Below are 19178 nucleotides of genomic sequence, written 5' to 3'. Positions count from 1 at the left end.
CAGCGCGTTGAAGCATCCGCCCGCCGCAGGCCCTTGGGCAACAGTCAGCGCAGCTCTCCCGCCTGTTTCAGCCCATCCGGGGATGGGCCGCACCGTTGGGCCGCGCGCCGCGCAAGGCGCGGCGCGGACAGTTTGCCCCTGCTGCGCTCAGCGGCAGGCCAACCCGTCCGCCAGCCTGGTGTCAGGATCAAAGGGACCGATCTCCCGGGCAGTGATTTCACCATCCTGCAGCCGCGCGGCAATGATCCGGCGCCAGTCGCCGCTCACCATCACCAGTTCCGCGCCCTGCCCGCAGTCGCGGATGCCGGAGGTGATGAAATCCTCGCCAATGCGGTGATTGGTCAGGCCCGCCTTGCTTGCCACCTCATGCAATGCGCCGTCCCGGAAGCGCCAAATGCGCAGGGTTTTCGCCAGATGCGGCCGGTCGATATAGGCGATTTCCACATGCCCGTCGCCATCCAGATCCGCCGCACCGATGGGCGCCAGCCAGCGGTGGCTTGTGCCAATATGAGGGGTTTCGGCGATCTTGCCTTCCGCGCCGTAGAGCGCCAGCGCCGCGCCAAGGTTCATATCGGTCTCGACCACCAGCACCTCGGGGCTGCCGTCGCCGTCCACATCCGCCAGCCGCGGCGCGATGTCCTCGAACACATGGTCCTGCGGCAGGCGGATCAGGATTTCGGAGGTCTTGTAGTCCGCCGCCAGGGAAGCCCCGCTTCCCCCCGTGCTTGCAACCGTCAGCACCAGCGACCCGTATTCCACATCATCGCCCAGCACTGCATGGCCGTAGCGGGTGGTGGGATCGCCGTATTCCGCGCCGATCACCCCGGCGCCGGCCTCCTGCGCCAAAGGGCCGGCCAGGGCCAGCCCCAAACACAACGCCCGCAATACGCGGCGGGCAAAACGGGGCCGGACGCGCAACGGAAGACGCCGCGCTGCCGCCCCCGCAGCCATCAGATCTGCTTTTCGGGCATGTGCACCACGAGGCCGTCCAGATCGTCACTCACCTTGATCTGGCAGGTCAGGCGCGAGCGGGCCGGATCGGGCTCATAGGCGAAGTCCAGCATGTCCTCTTCCATGTCATCCTTGGCGGGCAGCTTCTCGACCCAGTCCGGCGCGATGTAGACATGGCAGGTGGAGCATGCGCAGGCGCCGCCGCAATCGGCCTCGATGCCCGGAATGTTGTTGTCGCGCGCGCCTTCCATCACGGTCAGCCCGTTGGCCACATCCACCACGTGCTGGGTGCCGTTGTGCTCGATATAAGTGATCTTTGCCATTCGTCAGCTCTCTTCCCTTTTCCGGTACTTGCGCGACTGTGTAGCCAAGCGCCCGCGCCGGTGCCACCCCCAATTGCGACGCCGCCCTGCCGCTGCTGGACTTTACCGCCTAATGTTCTATATTTGTTCACACTCAAATATTCTCAACCCCAGGGGGGATTTCCTCATGCCAGCCCCCGCGCGCCCTCCCGTGCCGGCCCGCTCCGATTTGCAAACCGGCCTGCAAACCGGACCGCGAACCGGCCAGCCCCGCTGGCCGCGCCCGCCCCATTGCCTGCCCGCCGCCCGGCTGCAGGAGCCGCCGGAAAACGCCCGCATCACCGTCGCGGGCCTGGTGATCCTGCGCCAGCGCCCCGGCACCGCCAAGGGGGTCATCTTCGTCACGCTCGAGGATGAGACCGGCATCGTCAACGTGATCGTCTGGCGCAAGATTTACGAAGCCTTCCGCCGCGCGGTGATCTCCGGGCGGATGCTGCGGGTCACCGGGCGGCTGCAGCGGGCGCATTCCGTCACCCATGTGATCGCCGAAGATGTGGAGGACATCTCGCCGATGCTCGACCTCCTGCTGGCAGATCAGGGCCGGACAGGCGATCCGGCCTTTGCGGATGGCGGCGAACTCGGCTAGGCTGCCGCCAAAGCAACGGCGCCAGCCCCCCGGGGACAGACAGAGGCGCCGGCATGAGGCACCCGGGCATGACGCCACCGATCTTTCTCCCCAGCCGGCGCCTGGCGCCTGCCCTGCTGCTGGCCATGCTTGCGGCCCTGACCGCCTGCGTCCAGCCGCACCCCGGCAACGAAACCTCCCGCGCCGGCCGCTACGCGCCGCCCGGCGCGCCCCCCGGCACCTGCTGGAGCACCCACACCTCCCCCGCCGTCATTGAAACCGTCACCAGCCAGGTGCTGGCCGAACCGGCGCAGCTGGACGCCAGCGGCCAGGTGATCCGCCCCGCCACCTTCCGCACCGAGACCCGGCAGGAAATCGTGCAGCCGCGGCAGGAGCAGTGGATCGAAATCCCCTGCCCCGAAATGATGACCCCGGACTTCATCCGCACCATCCAGCGGGCCCTGACGGCGCGCGGCCTCTACCGCGGCCCCGTGCATGGCCAGATGGACGCCGCCACCCGCAAGGCCGTGCAGCGCTTCCAGGCGCCGCTGGGGCTGGACAGCGGCACCCTGACGCTGGCCTCCGCCCGCAAGCTGGGCCTGATCGCCGTCGCGGGCTGAACCGCGCGGTTCAGCTCCCCGGTTCCCAGCTGGCAAAGCCTCTGCTAAGGTCCGCCCACCGGGCCAAAGACATAACATGAGACAAACACCATGCTGACCACCCGCCTGCCGGACACCGGCTTTCTCTCCGGTGCCTCCGGCCCGCTGCGCCGGATGCTGGAGAGCCAGGCCACCGAGGTGCGCCTGCGCCAGGGCGAGGTGCTGTTCGAGCAGGGCGACGCCGGTGATGCGCTTTATGCAATTGCCGAAGGCGCGCTGGAGTTCTCGGTGCTCTCCGCCTCAGGCCGCAAGCTGTCGCTCGACATGATGCGCCCCGGTGCGGTGTTCGGCGAGATCACCCTGTTTGACCCGGGCGAGCGCACCGCCACCGCCATCGCCGCTGAACCTAGCCGGGTCCTGCGCCTGCGCAGCGGCGACGTGCTGGCGCAGATCCGCCAGTACCCGGACCTGGCCGCCGACCTGTTGCGGCTGGCGGGCCAGCGGATGCGCTGGATGAACACCCAGCTCAATGAACAGGTGTTCCTGCCGATGCCGGTGCGGCTCGCGCGCAAGCTCTTGTACCTCGCACCCGAAAGCAGCGACGGCCGCGTGGCTCTGTCGCAGGCGGAGCTGGCGGAATTTGTCGGCGCCACCCGCGAAGCGGTCTCCAAGACGCTCGCCGCCTGGAAGCGCAGCGGCCTCGTTGGCATCAGCCGCGGCGGCGTGCAGATCCTCGACCGCAGCGAACTGGCGGTGCTGGCGGAGCCGGATTCAATCTGACCCCGCCGCCGGATGCAGATTTCTGCAACAAAATCCGCCCTCTGTAATCCCGGTCACAGAACACGGCCCCGTACCGCGCCATAACGGCTTCATAGACGGCCATTATCCGTTCCATCCCAATGGCCGCCTGTCCAACAAGAGCCATGTGCCCGCCAGCGCATGGCTCTTCCCCTTTTTGCGCATCAGTTGTGCCGCCTGCCCCGGAATTCTGCGAGAATTCCGGCTCGGAAAACACGAGTTTTCCGGGCCGTTTCCCGCGCTGGGAAGCGGCTGCCCGCTGCCATCTCTCTTGTTCAAGAATTATTCACTTAGCCATTGCCAGACCCGGCCGCTACGGTGCCTCACATGGCTTATGACTACGACAAACTCTACCGTGACACCCCGGATGCGCTTGGGGCACCGTCCCCCGCCTTCACCGCCTTTTTTGAGGAGCTGGGCACACAGGCCCAGGACGTTCTGGATGCAGGCTGCGGCCAGGGCCGCGATGCGCTGTTCATTGCCCGGCTGGGCCACCGTGTCACCGGCATCGACATTTCCCCGCATGGCATCCGGGACATGCTGGCCGCAGCGCAGCGGGAAAACCTCGACGTGACCGGCATCGCCGCTGATCTCACCACATGGGCGCCGGACAAGGACTATGGTGTCCTGCTGTTTGACCGCACCCTGCATATGCTGGCCGCGCCGCAGCGGCGGGAGCTGCTGACCCGGTGCCTGCCGCACGTGCGTCCGGGCGGCTGGGTGCTGATCTCGGATGAAAGGCGCAACCTGGAAGATTTCCGCCAGATCTTTGCCGAACAGCCCGGCAGCTGGCGCACGGCAAAGGACAGCCGCGGCCTCCTTTTCATGCAGCTGACCCGACCCTGAGCCAACGAAAAAGGCCGGGCATTTGCCCGGCCTTCCCTGATTTCTCAGCGGTTTCTAACCCCGGATCACTCCGACAGGTTCAGCGCCACAAAGCGCGGCTCGCCGCCGCGGCGCACCAGCAGCAGCAGCGACTTGCGCCCCGCCTCCTTGGCTTCGTTGACACGCGCTTCCAGATCGCTGATCGAGGCCACCTTCTGCTGGCCTGCCTCGGTGATCACATCACCCGCACGCAAGCCCTTCTCCCAGGCTTCCGAAGTCTCATCCACCGACAGGACGGCCAGGCCCTCGACATCCTCAGCCACATTCAGCTCAGCACGCATCTGGTCGGTCAGCACGCCGACCGACAGGCCCAGCAGCTCCTTCTCGCTGCTGCCCGGCGCGTCGCCGCTGCCGCTCTCGCTGGAGGGGCCGCGCTCGGCGTCTTCACGGCGGCCCAGGGTAATCCGCAGCGTCTCAGTCTTGCCTTCGCGGTAGACCACCACACGCACAGTCTTGCCAACCTCGGCATTGCCGACCTGACGCACCAGGCCGCGGGTGTCCTTCACATCGGCGCCATCAAAGCTGACGATCACGTCACCGGCCAGCACGCCACCGTCCTTGGCGGGGCCTTCCGGCACGTCGGTGACCAGCGCGCCGCGGGCTTTTTCCAGGCCCATCGCCTCAGCCAGATCCGAATCCACATCCTGGATCTTCACACCCAGCCAGCCGCGCCGCGTCTCGCCGAATTCCTTCAGCTGCGCCACAACCTTGACCACAACGTTGGAGGCCATCGAGAACCCGATGCCGATGGAGCCGCCATTGGGCGACAGGATCGCGGTGTTCACGCCGACAACATCGCCGTCCATGTTGAACAGCGGCCCGCCGGAGTTGCCCCGGTTGATCGCCGCGTCGGTCTGGATGTAGTCGTCATAAGAGCCCGAAAGCTCGCGGTTGCGGGCCGACACGATGCCCGCGGAAACAGAGAACCCCTGCCCCAGCGGGTTGCCCATCGCGACCACCCAGTCGCCGACACGGGCAGTGTCGCTGTCGCCGAACTTGACGTATTTCAGCGCCGACGGCGCCTCCACCTTCAACAGCGCGATATCGGTGTTGGGATCGGTGCCGATCACCTTGGCCGGCAGCAGCTCCTTGGGCTGGCCTTCGCCGGGGAAGAACTCGATCTCAATCTCGTCGGCCCCGTCGATCACGTGGTTGTTGGTGACGATATAACCGTCCTCGGAAATCACAAAGCCAGAGCCCAGCGCCGAGGAGCGGCGCGGCCGGGTGCCATTGCCGTTGCGGTCCTGGAACTCGCGGAAGAAATCCTCGAACGGCGAACCTTCCGGCACGATCCCCTGCGGGCCGGTACGGCCCTCGACAACGGTGCTGGTGGTGATGTTGACGACCGCGGGGCTGACCTTGTCGGCCAGCGGCGCCAGGCTCTCGGGGCGGGCCATTGCGGTGACCGCCTGCATCAGCAGGACTGCCATGCTCAGCACCAGAAGCCAGGCCAGCCGGATCATCGCGCCGCTGCCGCCTGTCCGGCCGGAAATTGCAATTGCCTGTGGCTGCACGGATCTACTCCTTGTCATTTTCAATTCTTCTCCCCTGCCCGGACAGGCGCAAACGCCGCATATGCCGGGCAAAGTCTTATGGACCCAATGTAGGAACTCTCCCCTGTCCCGCAACAAATGTTGCACGGAATAAAGCCGCTGTGATCCGGTTTTTGCCCTGTAACAGCGGGGGAGGCCCTGCTGAGGCTATCCTAGCAGGGAAAGATTACGGTTTCGCTGAAAAATTGGGGGGAAAGCGCCGCTTTAAATCCCCAGCCGGAAAGCCAGCCAGACCAGGATCAGACCCAGCGCCAGCGCCGCCAGCCCGGCATTGCGGCGCTGCTCCTCTGTCAGGGCGCGCAGCATCTCCAAGAGCCGCTCCACAAGCGAAGGGGCCAGTGCGTACACCAGCCCCTCTGCAATCAGTACCAGCCCGAGAGCCAGGAGGATGAACCCCATTACTGGACAGCCTTGCCGCCCGAGGACTTCAGGTAATTGAAGAACTCGTTGTCAGGCGACAGCACCAGCGAGGAATTGCCCGCCAGCAGCGAATTCGCGTAGGCGTTCAGCGAGCGGTAGAACTCGAAGAACTCCGCGTCGCGGCCATAGGCCGACGCAAAGATCGCGTTGCGCTCGGCATCCGCTTCACCGCGGATCACCTCGGCTTCGCGCTCGGCTTCCGACACCAGTTCAACCTCGGTCCGGTCGGCCTGCGCGCGCACGCGCTGCGCCGCCTCTTCACCGCGGGCAATCTCGTCCGCCGCTTCCCGTTCCCGCTCAGCGCGCATCCGGGCAAAGGTGGCTTCCAGGTTGGCCTGCGGCAGGTCGGTGCGCTTCAGCCGCACGTCGATCACCTCAAGGCCCAGCTGGCGCGCCTGGGTGATGGCGCCATTGCGGATCCGCAGCATCAGCGCGAAACGGTCCGAGGACAGGATGTCGTTGGAGCTGACGGAACCCAGCACCTCACGGGTCTGTGCCCGCATGATCTTGTCCAAACGCAGTTCCGCGGCACCAATGCCGCCGCCGCCGACGGCCTGACGGAAGGTATCCACATTGGCAATCCGGTAGCGCGAGAACGCATCCACGATCAGGCGGCGGTCATCCAGCGGGGTGACTTCCAGCGGACCGACTTCCAGGCTCAGGATGCGGTCGTCATAGCGCACCACATTGTCGATGACCGGCAGCTTGAACGCCAGGCCCGGGGCTTCCTTGATGTCCACCACCCGGCCAAAGCGAAGAACCAGCGCCTTTTCCCGCTCGTCCACGATGAAGATCGAGGACAGCACAGCAATCGCCGCGACCACCAGGACGGGCAGAAGAAGAGTAGATTTCCGCATCAGTTGCCCTCCTGCGATTTGCGCAGTTCATTGAGCGGCAGATAGGGCACGACGCCCTGGCCTTCGCCGCCTGCAGTGTCATCCAGGATGATCTTGTCGACCCGGCCCAGCACCTCTTCCATGGTTTCCAGGTACAGGCGCTTGCGGGTCACTTCCGGCGCTTTCTGGTATTCCTCCAGAACCGCGGTAAAGCGGCTCGCCTCACCCTGCGCCTCGTTCACTACCTGCGCACGGTAGGCCTCGGCCTCTTCCAGCGTCTGCGCGGCCTGGCCGCGGGCGCCTGCCAGCTTGCGGTTGGCATAGGCATCGGCCTGCTTTTCCAGCCGGTCGCGTTCCTGGCCTGCGGATTGCACTTCGCGGAAGGCGTCCTTCACCGGCTCTGGCGGGTCGGCGCCGTCAAAGTTCACACGCACGATGTTCACGCCGCTGTCGTAGCTGTCCAGCGTCGATTGGATCAGCTCTTCCAGACGGGCGGTGATGGCACCACGGTCGCGGTTCAGGATCGGCGCCAGCTCAGACTGGGCGATGATCTCGCGCATCGCAGATTCCGACACCGCGTTGATGGTCGAGCGCGGGTCGCGCAGGTTGAACAGGAACCGCGCCGGGTCAGAGATGTTCCACACCACCTGGAAATCCACGTCGATGATGTTCTCGTCGCCGGTCAGCATCAGCCCGGCGTCAGAGCCGCGCGCGCCGGAGCCGATGTTCTCGGTCTGCTCCACCCGCACGGGGATCACTTCCTTGGTGACCAGCGGCCAGGGCGCAAAGTTCAGGCCCGGCTGCCCGGTCGAGGAATACTCGCCCAGGAACAGCTCCACCGACTGCTCTTCCGGCTTGACGGTATAGATGCTGGCAAAGCCCCACAGCACCGCGCCGGCAATGACCGCCAGCCCCAGGGTGCCCTTGGTGAACAGCGGCGCGCCGCCGCCTCCGCCGCCGCTGCGTCCGCCGCGGCCGCCGCCGGATCCGCCGCGCCCGCCCATCAGCACGCGCAGCTGCTCCTGGCCTTTCTTCACCAGCTCATCGATTTCGGGGATCTGGGGATCTTCCGGCTTACGGCCACCGCCGTTATTGCCGCCGTTGTTGCCCCGGTTGCCTCCTCCGCCGCCGGAGGAGCCACCGCCCCCCCATGGGCCACCGCTATTGCCCGCCATTTGTCTCCTATCCGTTTGCTGCCGCCCGCAAGGTACCGAATTGGGCCGCATGAGTTCTCATTCTTGCCGGTTTGCCCGTTCAGGTCGAGCGCACCGGAGTTTTCAAAGTTACCAACTCTTCCGACATTGTCGGGTGCACCGCAACCGTGCGGTCGAAATCTTCTTTGGTTGCACCCATTTTTACCGCTATTCCGGCCAGCTGGATCATCTCGCCCGCACCAGGTGCGACGATATGGCAGCCCAGCACCTTGCGGGTGGCCTTGGAAACGATCAGTTTCATCAGCACCCGCTGCGCCCGGCCGGCAAAGGCCTGCTGCATCGGTTTGAACGAGGTCGCATAAACCTCAACCGGCTCCTGCTCGCGCGCTTCTTCCTCGCTGAGGCCAATGGTGCCCATCTCCGGCTGGGTGAAGATCGCGGTCGGGATCAGCGCGTGGTCGGGGCTGGTCGGATTGCCCTTGAACACGGTCTCGACAAAAGCCATCGCCTCGCGGATAGCCACCGGCGTCAGCGCCACCCGGTCGGTCACATCGCCGATCGCATAGACCGACGGCACTGAGGTCTGGCTGTATTCATCGACGATGATCTCACCCTTGCGGCCGCGCTGCACGCCGATCTCCTCAAGGCCCAGGTTATCGGCATTGGGATGGCGGCCGGTGGCATACATCACCTTGTCGAACAGCCGCTCCTGGCCATTCGTTGATTTCACCCGGATCTTATCGCCTTCCTTGCGCATCTCCAGCACATTGGTGCCCAAATGCACGTCGATGCCGGCCTGGCACATCTCCTCGCTGATCAGCCCGCGCGCCTCGTCGTCGAAACCGCGCAGGATCTGCGCGCCGCGGTAGAACTGCGTGGTCTTGACGCCCAACCCGTTCATGATGCCCGCAAACTCGCTGGCGATATAGCCGCCGCCGACAATCAGCAGGCTCTCCGGCAGCTTGTCCAGATGGAACATCTCGTTCGAGGTGATCGCCAGTTCCGAGCCCGGGAACTCCGGCACCGTCGGCCAGCCGCCGGTGGCAATCAGGATATGTTTGGCGGTCTTGCGGGTGCCGTCGGCCAGCTCTACCGTGTGGGCATCGGCCAGCTTGGCACGGCTGTCAAAGCTCTCAACGCCGTTGTTCTTCAGGATATTACGGTAGATGCCTTCCAGCCGGTCCAGCTCGCTATGCAGCTTGCCCTTGAAGGCATCCCAGTCAAAGGCACCGGCCTTGATGTCCCAGCCATAGGCCTGCGCGTCCTCGACCATGCTGGAGTATTCAGACGCGAACACCATCAGCTTCTTCGGCACGCAGCCGCGGATCACGCAGGTGCCGCCATAGCGGTCCTCTTCCGCCAGCGCCACCTTGGCGCCTTCCTGCGCCGCCACCCGTGCCGCCCGCACCCCGCCGGAGCCGCCGCCGATGACAAACAGATCGTAATCAAAGCTCATGAAGTTCCGCCCTTTGCATTTCTTGATCAGGTGTATCCCATAACGGACCACCAAACGCCATATGCCCAAGTGGGCGTTCCCGCGCCGCATTCAACCTTTTGCATTGAATTTGCACAGGGTTGTGAGGCGGAATTCCGGTTTTCCGCCCCCCCATGGGCAGTGCATCCGAAGAAAACGGAATTCGGCGCGAATTCCGTCCTGAAATCCTGCGAGGATTTCAGACCCGTCTCCGCCGCCAGCTTTTAGAAGCCCTGCCCCCGGTTTCCGCGCCGGAAACCGGGCCGGATTCCTCGCAGGAATCCGGTTTGCAAAACGCGGAACGCAGCCGCACTCAATCCATCAAATCGGTGAACAGGTTGTCGGTTTCGACAAAATCCAGCTTGTCCTTCTCGACGGTGCCTTCGTTGATGTCGCGCACCTCAACACGGCCGTCGCCATAGCCGATCACCACCGTGTCGCAGATGTCAATGAACAGCCCGTTCTCGATCACCCCGGGGATCTGGTTCAAGACCAGCGCCAGCTGACGGGCATTGCCGATCCGTTTCAGATGCAGGTCCAGCAGGTAATTGCCCTCATCCGTCACAAATGGCGCCCCGCCGTTCATCCGCAGGGTGGAGCTGCGCCCCATCACATCCATCGACACCAGCGTCTCTTCGATCAGCGCCTGGCTGCTCTGCCAGCCGAACGGAAGCACCTCCACCGGCAGCGGGAAGGCGCCCAGGGTCTCCACCATCTTGCTGGCATCGGCAATCACCACCATCTGGTCAGAGGCCGTGGCGACAATCTTCTCCTGCAGATGCGCGCCGCCGCCGCCCTTGATCAGGTTCAGGTCCGGATCAAACTCATCGGCGCCATCAATGGTCACATCCAGCCACTTGGCCTCATCCAAAGAGACCACAGGGATGCCCACGTCCCGCGCCAGCGCCGCGGTGCGGCTGGAGGTCGGCACCGCGGTGATCCGCAAACCCTCCTTCTGCACCAGATCGCCCAGGCAGCGCACCAGCCAAGCCGCAGTTGACCCGGTGCCAAGCCCCACCCGCATACCATCTTCGACCATCTCCGCCGCCCGCTTGGCCGCAACGAATTTCGCCTTGTCGATGGGGGACAGCTCTCCGGTCATCGCGGATCTCCATGCAAACGCTTTCCCCGCCGTTATAGGCGGTTAGCCGATTCCGCGCGAGGGGGCTTTTGCGCCCCGCCCGCCGCCCGGCTGGAAATCCCGCCCGTTCGCCCTAGTCCTCTTATGCGGGCGGATGCGGACGGAGGGACAGGAATGCTGCAATTCGACAAGGAAACCACCCGCGTGCTGGAGGATGCCTACCAGGGTGCCGACATTTCCCGGCGGCGGCGCGCCAGCTTCGACGCGCTGGCACCGGCACCGGGCGACCGCATCCTGGACCTCGGCTGCGGCAACGGGCTGCTGACAGAGGAACTCGCCCGCGCGGTCGGCCCCGCGGGCCATGTGACCGGGCTGGACGCCAGCCCCGACATGCTCGCCGCCGCCCGCCAGCGATTGCAGGAACGGGAAAACACCACCCTCACCGAAAGCGATGCAGCGACCCTGCCGTTTGAGCCGGAAAGCTTTGACAAGGCGGTCTCGGTGCAGGTGTTCGAATACATCACCAGCCGCCGCCCGGTGCTGCGCGCGGTGCACCATGTGCTGAAACCGAACGGCCGCCTGGTGATCGGCGACATCCACTTTGACACCTTCGCCTGGCACAGCGACAACCGCGCCCGGATGCAGCGGTTCCTGGATATCTGGGACAACCATCTGGCCGACCGCACCGTGCCCGCCCGCCTGCCGGAAGAACTGCGCGACAGCGGCTTCACGCTCGAAACGATGCACCCCGTGACCATCTGCGACACCAGCCTGCGCCCGGACGGCTTGGCCGCCATGATGATCCGCCTGATCCGCGCCTATGCCGTTCAGACTGAAGCCACCGATGAGGACGACGCCGCCGCCTGGGCGCAGGAACAGGAGGAACTGGCGGCGGAGGGGCGGTTCTTCTTCTCGCTCACCCATTTCGTCTGCACCGCCCGGCGGATCTGAACGGGCAGCTGTCCTCCGCGCAAGGGGCAGGAACTCCTGTCTCGAACCGGCTGTTTTGTGCGGCAATTCAGAACGCACGCTGAGCGGACGAAGCGGACTTTCAAGTTACTGAACCTTACAGTTAAACAGAGCGCAAAGAAGCATTCCCCAGAATGAACTCTAACATCGCATCAGCCAACAGGTCTGGCCTTTGAACAGGGCCGCCATGACTTACGCCCGGTACTTTTCTTAGTATTGCGTTGTCGATGCTGTTGCTCGTGTGCTCAGCCATTAAACGGTACTGATCAAGTGAGTTTTCTCCGTACAAGATTAAGGTCGGGCATTTAATTTGAGCAAATTCCTCAGGTGACAGTGGTTTGGCAGGCTCTGCATTAAGATCAGGCATCATCGTATGGCAATTTTCCAAATGAACCTTTTGAAAGTCTGGATGCAACTCAAGAAAACCACCTGCTGGCATGCTATAGACAGCCTCAAGACCTACCCGCATACCTGTCTCAAGATCGCCCTTCTCCGCCAATTCATAGGCTGGCTCTAATCGGTCCCACGCAATTTCGCGAGCATGCGTTAGTGGGCCATTTTCTTTTGGCGGTTCGCACTCAAACGATGGCTCAAAGATACTTAGCGAAAGCACTTGTTTGGGTATTGTCGCCGCCGTGCGTAACAGAATTCCGCCTGCATAAGACCACCCAGCGAGATGGACCGGCTCCTCCAATTTTTCCAATATGTCGATCAGGTCTTCTGTATGGACACGGCGCGCGAAAGGTTTGTCGTTTGGCCAGTGCCAGTCCCCAAAATGCCGCTGAGTGTAAGCCATGAACTTAGCTCGGCGGGAAACGGGTTTCCAAAGACCGCACCAGATACGATGATCGGCCCATGCTCCATGAACAAACAGAACAGGTGATCCGCTTCCTTCAACTACCATCGGGAAACTGATTTCTTTGACTGCAAATGCCAACGGGGCTGGCATCCCGGCCAAATCGATTTCGCTCAATTCTCGGCTCATTACAGCGAGACTAAATCAAGCAGCATTTTGAGGCAATTTGAACTTGGCGGGCAATCACAACGCGCGCCCCTTCGGCGTCCGCTTCGGGCTCAAAACAGAGCTGCGCAACGCATGACCCGCTCGGCGTCCTTCCGCCGCTTCGGGGCCTCTTGACCAAACATATATCACAAAGGCGGGTTTCCTATTGGAAACGCCGGAAACGGACACATATTCTGCCGGTCCGAGTTATAATGTTGCGCTATGAAACCCGAATACCGCCTGCACTACGCCCCTGACAACGCCTCACTGGTCATCCGGCTGGTGCTGGAGGAGCTTGGCCTGCCCTATGAAACGGTCCTGGTCGACCGCCGGGCAGAGGCGCAGAACAGCCCCGAATACCGGGCGCTGAACCCGGGCGGTCTGATCCCGGTGCTGGAAACCCCGGACGGGCCGCTGTTTGAAACCGCCGCGATCCTGCTGTGGCTCTCCGAGCGCCACGCCGCGATGGCACCGCAGCCCGGCAGCGCGGACCGCGCCGCCTTCCTGAAATGGCTGTTCTTCGCTTCCAACACCCTGCACGCCGACCTGCGGATGCTGTTCTACCCGGACAAATACATCGGTGCGGAGAAGGCAGATCAGCAGCAGCTGCAAAAGGTCCTGCGCCAGCGCCTGCATGTGCATCTGACCAGCCTCAACCAGGCCGCCGCCGCGCGTCCCGCCTGGCTCGGCGCGCCGCAGCCGTCGGTGCTGGACTATTACCTTGCCTGCCAGATCCGCTGGATGGCGCTTTATCCTGCGCAGGCCGACAAAACCTGGTTCACCCTGGCCCATTACCCCAGCCTGCAGCGTATCTGCGCCGCGCTGGAAAGCCGCCCCGCCGTTAATGTGGCACGCGAGGCCGAGGGTCTCGGCGCCACCCCGTTCACATCCCCGGCCTACGCCAATCCCCCAGAAGGATCAGCCACCTAATGTTCCTCTCCGTTTTCGACATGTTCAAAGTGGGCATCGGCCCGTCGTCCTCCCACACCATGGGTCCGATGGTCGCCGCCGCGCGCTTCCTCGACATGATGCGCGCCTCGCCGTTCGAATTCCACGGCCTGCGCGCCTCGCTGCACGGCTCGCTTGCCTTCACCGGCGTCGGCCACGCCACCGACCGCGCCACCATCCTCGGCCTCGGCGGCTTTGTCGCCCACGACTACGACGACGCCAAGGCCGAGGCCTTCCTGGCGGAGCTGGACAAGACCCATACCATGCACCCCGAGGGGCTGGGAGAACTGCACTTCGACCCCAAGGCGGACATGATCTTTGACTATGATCACGCGCTGCCGGGCCACGCCAACGGCATGATCCTGATGGCAACGGATGCCCAGGGCGACGTGATCCTCAAGCAGGTGTTCTACTCGATCGGCGGCGGCTTTGTCGTCACCGAGGAGGAACTGGCCGCGGGCAAGGCCACCGACGAAGGCGACCCGGTCCCCTTCCCGTTCAAATCCGCGGCAGAGATGCTGGAGATGGCCAAGGCCAGCGGCAAGTCGATTGCCGAGATGAAGCGCGCCAACGAGATCTCCCGCGGCTGCTCCGACAGCCTCGCCAAGGGCACCGCCCGCATCTGGCAGGTGATGAACGACTGCATCAACCGCGGGCTGGAGCGCGACGGCATCCTGCCCGGCGGCCTCAAGGTCCGCCGCCGTGCCAAGGGCATCTATGACGCACTGATGGCCGAACGCGGCATGAACCTGACCGCGCCGCACACCATCAACGACTGGATGAGCGTCTATGCGATGGCGGTGAACGAGGAAAACGCGGCTGGCGGCCAGGTTGTGACCGCGCCGACCAACGGCGCCGCAGGCACCCTGCCGGCGGTGATCCGCTACTATCTCGACCATGTGCCGGGCGCGTCCGAAGCCCATGTCGAGGATTTCCTGCTGACCGCCGCCGCGATTGCCGGCCTGGTGAAATACAACGCGTCGATCTCCGGCGCCGAGGCAGGCTGCCAGGCTGAGGTCGGCTCCGCGTCGGCAATGTCCGCCGCCGGCCTCTGCGCCGTCATGGGCGGCACCCCCGAACAGGTGGAAAACGCCGCCGAGATCGCACTGGAGCATCATCTGGGCATGACCTGCGACCCGGTGAAGGGCCTGGTGCAGGTCCCCTGCATCGAGCGCAACGGCCTCGCGGCAATCAAGGCGGTCTCCGCCGCGTCCCTCGCCCTGCGCGGCGACGGCCAGCACTTCGTGCCGCTGGACGCCTGCATCGAGACCATGCGCCAAACCGGCGCCGACATGCACGACAAGTACAAGGAAACCTCGCTCGGCGGCCTCGCGGTCAACGTGCCGAACTGCTGAGTTTCATGTCTCAGTCTGCCGCTGCCGGAGCAACCAAACACAGGTTAGCGCCCGGCACCGAGGGTGGGCGTTTCGCGCCTGCGTCATGCTGAAAGCATGCCTCCGGCATGACGGGGCGGGGACGGGCGCGAACCGGGCCGCAAGCGGCCCGGGGTCTATCTCCGCAATCCGTCCCGCCTTCAACCGCACCTTGTAAGTTTCCCCCACCCCGCCTAGCCTGCCGCCATGACACAGGACCGGCCCCTCCTCGGCATCGCCCTGATGCTGGGCTTCTGCATGGTGATCCCGCTGGGCGACGCCATCGCCAAACTGCTGACGGACCGGGTGCCGGTCGCGCAGATCGTCTTCATCCGCTTTGCCGCCCAGGCCGCAATCCTGCTGCCGCTGGCCCTGGCCCTGCGGCTGCCGCTCAGCCTGTCGCGCCGGGTGGCACCGCTCCTGTTCCTGCGCACGCTGTTGCAGATGGGCGGCATCGGCGCGATGTTCACCGCCTTCCGCTACCTGCCCTTGGCCGACGCGGTGGCCATAGCCTTCGTGATGCCCTTCCTGATGCTGCTGCTGGGCAAATACGTCCTGCACGAACAGGTTGGCCTGCGCCGCCTCGGCGCCTGCGTCGTCGGCTTTGCCGGCACCTTGCTGGTCATTCAACCCAGCTTTGCCGCCGTCGGCTGGAACGCGCTCTGGCCGCTCTTGGTGGCTGTGATCTTTGCCTTGTTCATGCTGATCACCCGCAAAATCGCCAAGGAGACCGATCCCATCGCGGTTCAGGCAGTGGCGGGCGTCATGGGCACTGCACTGCTGGCGCCGGTGTTCCTGATCGGCAATGCCATTAGCCTGCCCGCCCTCTCCACCGCCCTGCCGCCGCAGGACACCTGGTCCCTCTTGGCCGCAGCCGGCGCGCTTGGCACCGTCGCCCACCTCCTGATGACTTGGAGCCTGCGCTTTGCCCCCACCTCCACCCTTGCCTCAATGCAATACCTGGAAATCCCGGTGGCAGTGTTCTTCGGCTGGCTGATCTTCTCGGAACTCCCGAACGCCCTCGCGGCTTTCGGCATCCTCCTGACCATCAGCGCAGGGCTTTACGCGGTGATGCGCGAGCGCAAGGCGTCAGAAACCGAAGAGCGCATCAACCCCGCCTAGCGGTCCAGCCGGACCGCCCCCAGCACATCCGCCAGCAACCGCCGCGGCACAATCGCCAACAGCCCCGGCCCCTCCGCCTCCAGCCGCACCGGACCCGTCGCCCGGTTCGAGGTGCCGATCCGCCCCATCGGCGACATCGTCAGCCCGTCAATGGGCCACTCCAGCCCCTCGGAGTGCCCCTGCACCTCCTGCATCGGAAACAGCGAAATCACTTCACCCGCCTCCGCGGGCAGTTCCACCGCCCGGGTCAGGTGAAAGATCACCTCCGTCTCCCCCACCAGCACAACCGGCACGTCATGCCCCTGCACCAGGGTGCTGAACGCCGCCAGCTGGTGATCCACCCGCGCGCCCAGGAACCCCACCGCCAGCACCGCCGGCGCCGCTATCATCCTCAGCGCCTTGTCAAAATCGGTGCTGTCCTGCTCCGCCACCGGGTGCAGGCTGTCCGGCGGCAGCTGCCCCCGCACGTCATCGCTCAGCGAGTCAAAATCCCCGATCACCGCCCGCGGCACCCGCCCCGCCGCCAGCGCCGCCGCAGCGCCGCCATCCGCCGCCACCAGCACCGGCGCCAGCGCCAGCGCCGCCTCCAGATCGCCAGAGGCCAGCTCACCGCCGCCTACCAGCGTGATTGGTTCCGGAACGTCTACAATCTTAGTATTCATGCGGTGAATTCCCGCCTATTTTGGAAACAAGACACATTGTGAACACAAAATGATACGATCAATTGCACGGATTCGAGCAAAATTGGTCCTTCCAGCCTTTATGGTGAATGACAACCTATGTGACGAAGACGAGCGAGCTGATGGTACATAACAACAAAGTCTTGACCGTATCCTATGGAACCTTTTCCTGCACATTGGAAGGGTTCGAGGATTCCTTCGGCACAATGAAGGCCATTGCCGAGTATTTCCGCGACCTTGCCGCGGATGACCGCTACTTTGGCGCCGAACCGCCGCAGCCCGATGCCGATATGCTGGCCCGCATCGCCCAGCGCGAAATCGCCCGCCAGGTCGAGGCCCGCACCAGCGAGGGCGGCATCCACCTGCGTGCCGCCACCCCGGCGCTTGGCGCCGCCGCTGCCGAAGCTGCCGCACCGGCTCCCACCGCTGCACCTGCCCCGGCGCCGGCGCCTGCCGCAGAACCGGTTGCCGAACAGCCCGCGCCCGCCCCGGCGGAAGCTGAAGTTCCGGCCGCCGAAGCGGAAGCCGTGGCTGAAACCGAAGAATCCGTGGCCGAAACCGAAGAAGCTGCCGCAGACGTGATCGCCGCCGAAGCCTCCGAAGCCGCCGCCGAGGCGGTTGCAGAAGAAGCCCAGGCCGCCGCTGCCGAAATCGAGGACGCCGCGGAAGAGGCCGAAGCAGAAGAAGCCGCAGAAATCACCGCCGAAGCCGAAGCCGAAGCCGAAGCCGAAGCCGAAGCCGAAGCCGAAGCCGAAGCCGAAGCCGAAGCCGAAGCCGAAGCCGAAGCCGAAGCCGAAGCCGAAGAAGCCATCGCCGCTGTGCTCGGCACCGCAAGCGAAGAAGAGCCTGCCCCTGCCGTCGAACTGCTGGAAGTGACCGAAGCCGAGGCAGATTTCACCGAAGCGGCAGTAGAGGCGGAAGAGCCGCAGGCAGAGGCCGAAGAGGTCGAGACTGCGGCCCCGGCAGCCGCCTCCGCCGCCGACAGCATCGCCGCCAAGCTGCAACGCATCCGCGCCGTGGTCGCCCAGACCCCCGAAGAGGATTTCAGCGAAGACGAGCACGCCGATGACGTGCTGGATGGCGCCGCTGAGGACATCTCCGCGGCCCTGCTGGAAGATGACGGCGCACCGGATTTCGATGACGAGGCCGACGACGAGATCGCCCGCGCCCTGGACCGCCTGGACCTGAACAGCGCCGCTGCCGAAGCAGCCCAAGCAGAAGACGCGGACACCGAGGAAGCCTCCGCAGGCGATGACAGCGGCGAAGCCGAAGCGGAAGCCGAAGACGGTCTCTTCGCAGGCCTTGATGAGGACAGCACAGAGGACAGCTCCAGCCGGCCGGCCGGGGAAGAAGAAGAAGCCCCGGCACCGAAGCCGGCCCGCGTCCGCATCACCAAGATCAAGCGCGCGGTCCTCGACCAGGCCGTTGCCTCCGGCCAGCTGCAAGAGACAGAAGACACCCCGGCTCCGGCAGACGCAGAGCCCGAACAGCCCATCCTCTCCGACGAGGACGAGGCCGACCTGATGCGGGAACTGGCCGAGGTGGAGGCTGAGATCCTGGCCGCGTCCGAACAGCCTGCTGCCGAAGACTCCGCTGAAGCTTCCCTTGAGGATGATGCCGATGCGGCAGAGGCGGCGGATCCGGTGGCTGCGCCCGGCCTGGCCGACAGCGACGTCTCCCGGCTGATGGCCGCCGCCGACGAAAAGCTGGAAGACCCGGAAACCGCCTCCTCGCTTGAGGCCTACAGCCAGCTGCGCGGCGCCGTCGCCGCCACCAAGGCTGACGGCCCGGACGCCGGCAGCGCCAGCGACGAGGCCAAGCCTTACCGCGACGACCTCGCCAGCGTGGTGCGCCCGCGCCGCCCCGAAGCCCGGCCCGAAGCCCGCCAGGGCGTCTCGGCGCGTCCGGCCAGCCCGGCCGCGCGCCCGGCGCCGCTGAAACTGGTGGCCGAGCAGCGCATCGACGAAGGTGCAGCCGCGGCCCCTGCCGCTGCGGCCCCCCAGCCGGTGCGCCCGCGCCGGGTGTCAGCCGCGGTTCTGGGCAATGACGCAGAAACCGGCGGCAGCGGTTTTGCCGCCTATGCCGAAGAACGCGGCGCGGCTGAGCTGCATGAACTGCTGGAGGCCGCCGCCGCCTACATGAGCTTTGTCGAAGGCCGCGACCACTTCTCGCGCCCGCAACTGATGAACAAGGTGCGCAGCGCCGGCAGCAGCGACTTCAACCGCGAGGACGGGCTGCGCTCCTTCGGCCAGCTCCTGCGCGACGGCAAGATCGAACGCTCCGGCAACGGCCAGTTCACCGCCTCCGGCGACATCGGCTTCAAACCCAAGCGCGCCGCGGGCTGATCCCCGGACAGCAGAAACAGAAAAGGCGGCCCCGCGGGCCGCCTTTTTCAGTTTCAGACC

The 19178-nt window shown here is 65.0% G+C and carries 19 protein-coding genes; 9 read left to right on the top strand and 10 right to left on the bottom strand.

The window, feature by feature from the left end; translation table 11 throughout:
• Window positions 1-147: 147 nt before the first annotated feature.
• On the bottom strand, window positions 148-870 hold the full coding sequence (locus tag RA25_RS00670) for an FG-GAP repeat domain-containing protein (RefSeq protein WP_039169448.1): 723 nt from the start codon (window positions 868-870) through the stop codon (window positions 148-150).
• Window positions 871-950: 80 nt separating this feature from the next.
• Window positions 951-1274: a 2Fe-2S iron-sulfur cluster-binding protein gene (locus tag RA25_RS00665; RefSeq protein ID WP_019296814.1), complete on the bottom strand. Its 324-nt coding sequence runs from the start codon at window positions 1272-1274 to the stop codon at window positions 951-953.
• A gap of 166 nt (window positions 1275-1440) precedes the next feature.
• Between RA25_RS00665 and RA25_RS00660 the strand changes: the two genes are divergently transcribed.
• The 4 genes from RA25_RS00660 (at window position 1441) to RA25_RS00645 (ending at window position 4121) form a co-directional block, all read left to right on the top strand.
• Window positions 1441-1899 (top strand): OB-fold nucleic acid binding domain-containing protein, encoded by a 459-nt coding sequence (locus RA25_RS00660; protein WP_152610547.1) that lies wholly within the window; start codon window positions 1441-1443, stop codon window positions 1897-1899.
• A 68-nt stretch (window positions 1900-1967) separates the two neighbouring features.
• Window positions 1968-2498 carry a peptidoglycan-binding domain-containing protein gene (locus tag RA25_RS00655; protein ID WP_039149754.1) on the top strand — a complete coding sequence of 177 codons (531 nt, stop codon included), beginning with the start codon at window positions 1968-1970 and terminating at the stop codon, window positions 2496-2498.
• A 90-nt stretch (window positions 2499-2588) separates the two neighbouring features.
• Window positions 2589-3257 carry a Crp/Fnr family transcriptional regulator gene (locus tag RA25_RS00650; protein ID WP_019296811.1) on the top strand — a complete coding sequence of 223 codons (669 nt, stop codon included), beginning with the start codon at window positions 2589-2591 and terminating at the stop codon, window positions 3255-3257.
• A 345-nt stretch (window positions 3258-3602) separates the two neighbouring features.
• On the top strand, window positions 3603-4121 hold the full coding sequence (locus RA25_RS00645) for a class I SAM-dependent methyltransferase (protein WP_052254127.1): 519 nt from the start codon (window positions 3603-3605) through the stop codon (window positions 4119-4121).
• A gap of 65 nt (window positions 4122-4186) precedes the next feature.
• On the opposite strand, the gene RA25_RS00640 is transcribed toward RA25_RS00645, so the two are convergent.
• The 6 genes from RA25_RS00640 to rpiA form a co-directional block, all read right to left on the bottom strand.
• Window positions 4187-5674 carry a Do family serine endopeptidase gene (locus tag RA25_RS00640; protein WP_052254126.1) on the bottom strand — a complete coding sequence of 496 codons (1488 nt, stop codon included), beginning with the start codon at window positions 5672-5674 and terminating at the stop codon, window positions 4187-4189.
• 243 nt (window positions 5675-5917) lie between these two features.
• Window positions 5918-6112 carry a DUF2065 family protein gene (locus RA25_RS00635; RefSeq protein WP_039169444.1) on the bottom strand — a complete coding sequence of 65 codons (195 nt, stop codon included), beginning with the start codon at window positions 6110-6112 and terminating at the stop codon, window positions 5918-5920.
• Window positions 6112-6990 carry a protease modulator HflC gene (gene hflC, locus RA25_RS00630; RefSeq protein WP_019296806.1) on the bottom strand — a complete coding sequence of 293 codons (879 nt, stop codon included), beginning with the start codon at window positions 6988-6990 and terminating at the stop codon, window positions 6112-6114. Before hflC ends, RA25_RS00635 begins: the two co-directional genes overlap by 1 nt.
• Entirely contained in the window at window positions 6990-8144 is a 1155-nt protein-coding gene (gene hflK / locus RA25_RS00625) for an FtsH protease activity modulator HflK (RefSeq protein ID WP_039149745.1), read from the bottom strand. The genes hflC and hflK overlap by 1 nt, the downstream gene beginning before the upstream one ends.
• A gap of 79 nt (window positions 8145-8223) precedes the next feature.
• Complete coding sequence (gene gor / locus RA25_RS00620; RefSeq protein WP_039170236.1) at window positions 8224-9579, bottom strand: glutathione-disulfide reductase; 1356 nt, start codon at window positions 9577-9579, stop codon at window positions 8224-8226.
• Between the two features lie 331 nt (window positions 9580-9910).
• Entirely contained in the window at window positions 9911-10699 is a 789-nt protein-coding gene (gene rpiA / locus RA25_RS00615) for a ribose-5-phosphate isomerase RpiA (RefSeq protein WP_019296803.1), read from the bottom strand.
• A 153-nt stretch (window positions 10700-10852) separates the two neighbouring features.
• On the opposite strand from rpiA, the gene RA25_RS00610 reads away from it, so the two are divergent.
• Window positions 10853-11629, top strand: coding sequence for a methyltransferase domain-containing protein (locus RA25_RS00610; protein WP_039169441.1), 777 nt, complete (start codon window positions 10853-10855; stop codon window positions 11627-11629).
• Between the two features lie 121 nt (window positions 11630-11750).
• Here RA25_RS00610 and RA25_RS22285 read toward each other — a convergent pair whose 3' ends face one another.
• Window positions 11751-12632: an alpha/beta fold hydrolase gene (locus RA25_RS22285; protein WP_082008948.1), complete on the bottom strand. Its 882-nt coding sequence runs from the start codon at window positions 12630-12632 to the stop codon at window positions 11751-11753.
• Between the two features lie 240 nt (window positions 12633-12872).
• Here RA25_RS22285 and RA25_RS00605 point away from each other — a divergent pair, with 240 nt between their 5' ends.
• The 3 genes from RA25_RS00605 (at window position 12873) to RA25_RS00595 (ending at window position 16093) form a co-directional block, all read left to right on the top strand.
• Window positions 12873-13580: a glutathione S-transferase family protein gene (locus RA25_RS00605; RefSeq protein WP_039169440.1), complete on the top strand. Its 708-nt coding sequence runs from the start codon at window positions 12873-12875 to the stop codon at window positions 13578-13580.
• Window positions 13580-14953, top strand: a complete 1374-nt coding sequence (locus RA25_RS00600) for an L-serine ammonia-lyase (protein WP_019296799.1) — start codon at window positions 13580-13582, stop codon at window positions 14951-14953. Before RA25_RS00605 ends, RA25_RS00600 begins: the two co-directional genes overlap by 1 nt.
• Window positions 14954-15178: 225 nt before the next feature.
• Window positions 15179-16093 (top strand): DMT family transporter, encoded by a 915-nt coding sequence (locus RA25_RS00595; protein WP_039169438.1) that lies wholly within the window; start codon window positions 15179-15181, stop codon window positions 16091-16093.
• Here the strand turns inward: RA25_RS00595 and RA25_RS00590 are convergent.
• Window positions 16090-16755 (bottom strand): thiamine diphosphokinase, encoded by a 666-nt coding sequence (locus RA25_RS00590; RefSeq protein ID WP_039169435.1) that lies wholly within the window; start codon window positions 16753-16755, stop codon window positions 16090-16092. The two genes, RA25_RS00595 and RA25_RS00590, sit on opposite strands and share 4 nt — an antisense overlap.
• A 140-nt stretch (window positions 16756-16895) precedes the next feature.
• On the opposite strand from RA25_RS00590, the gene RA25_RS22915 reads away from it, so the two are divergent.
• The gene (locus tag RA25_RS22915) at window positions 16896-19118 is read left to right on the top strand and encodes a hypothetical protein (RefSeq protein ID WP_039170232.1); all 2223 of its coding nucleotides are present in this window, start codon (window positions 16896-16898) and stop codon (window positions 19116-19118) included.
• The last annotated feature ends 60 nt before the right edge of the window (window positions 19119-19178 follow it).

It is taken from the genome of Leisingera sp. ANG-S5 (assembly GCF_000813925.1).
Classification (GTDB): domain Bacteria; phylum Pseudomonadota; class Alphaproteobacteria; order Rhodobacterales; family Rhodobacteraceae; genus Leisingera.
Note: the sequence above shows the minus strand (reverse complement) of the source record. Positions and strands in the feature narration are given on the sequence as shown.

Bases quoted from the DNA above. Each gene is read 5' to 3' on its own strand.
- RA25_RS00665 (WP_019296814.1), bottom strand. From the start codon at position 1,274: ATGGCAAAGATCACTTATATCGAGCACAACGGCACCCAGCACGTGGTG.
- RA25_RS00660 (WP_152610547.1), top strand. From the start codon at position 1,441: ATGCCAGCCCCCGCGCGCCCTCCCGTGCCGGCCCGCTCCGATTTGCAA.
- RA25_RS00655 (WP_039149754.1), top strand. From the start codon at position 1,968: ATGACGCCACCGATCTTTCTCCCCAGCCGGCGCCTGGCGCCTGCCCTG.
- RA25_RS00650 (WP_019296811.1), top strand. From the start codon at position 2,589: ATGCTGACCACCCGCCTGCCGGACACCGGCTTTCTCTCCGGTGCCTCC.
- RA25_RS00645 (WP_052254127.1), top strand. From the start codon at position 3,603: ATGGCTTATGACTACGACAAACTCTACCGTGACACCCCGGATGCGCTT.
- RA25_RS00635 (WP_039169444.1), bottom strand. From the start codon at position 6,112: ATGGGGTTCATCCTCCTGGCTCTCGGGCTGGTACTGATTGCAGAGGGG.
- hflC (WP_019296806.1), bottom strand. From the start codon at position 6,990: ATGCGGAAATCTACTCTTCTTCTGCCCGTCCTGGTGGTCGCGGCGATT.
- hflK (WP_039149745.1), bottom strand. From the start codon at position 8,144: ATGGCGGGCAATAGCGGTGGCCCATGGGGGGGCGGTGGCTCCTCCGGC.
- gor (WP_039170236.1), bottom strand. From the start codon at position 9,579: ATGAGCTTTGATTACGATCTGTTTGTCATCGGCGGCGGCTCCGGCGGG.
- rpiA (WP_019296803.1), bottom strand. From the start codon at position 10,699: ATGACCGGAGAGCTGTCCCCCATCGACAAGGCGAAATTCGTTGCGGCC.
- RA25_RS00610 (WP_039169441.1), top strand. From the start codon at position 10,853: ATGCTGCAATTCGACAAGGAAACCACCCGCGTGCTGGAGGATGCCTAC.
- RA25_RS22285 (WP_082008948.1), bottom strand. From the start codon at position 12,632: ATGAGCCGAGAATTGAGCGAAATCGATTTGGCCGGGATGCCAGCCCCG.
- RA25_RS00605 (WP_039169440.1), top strand. From the start codon at position 12,873: ATGAAACCCGAATACCGCCTGCACTACGCCCCTGACAACGCCTCACTG.
- RA25_RS00600 (WP_019296799.1), top strand. From the start codon at position 13,580: ATGTTCCTCTCCGTTTTCGACATGTTCAAAGTGGGCATCGGCCCGTCG.
- RA25_RS00595 (WP_039169438.1), top strand. From the start codon at position 15,179: ATGACACAGGACCGGCCCCTCCTCGGCATCGCCCTGATGCTGGGCTTC.
- RA25_RS00590 (WP_039169435.1), bottom strand. From the start codon at position 16,755: ATGAATACTAAGATTGTAGACGTTCCGGAACCAATCACGCTGGTAGGC.
- RA25_RS22915 (WP_039170232.1), top strand. From the start codon at position 16,896: ATGGTACATAACAACAAAGTCTTGACCGTATCCTATGGAACCTTTTCC.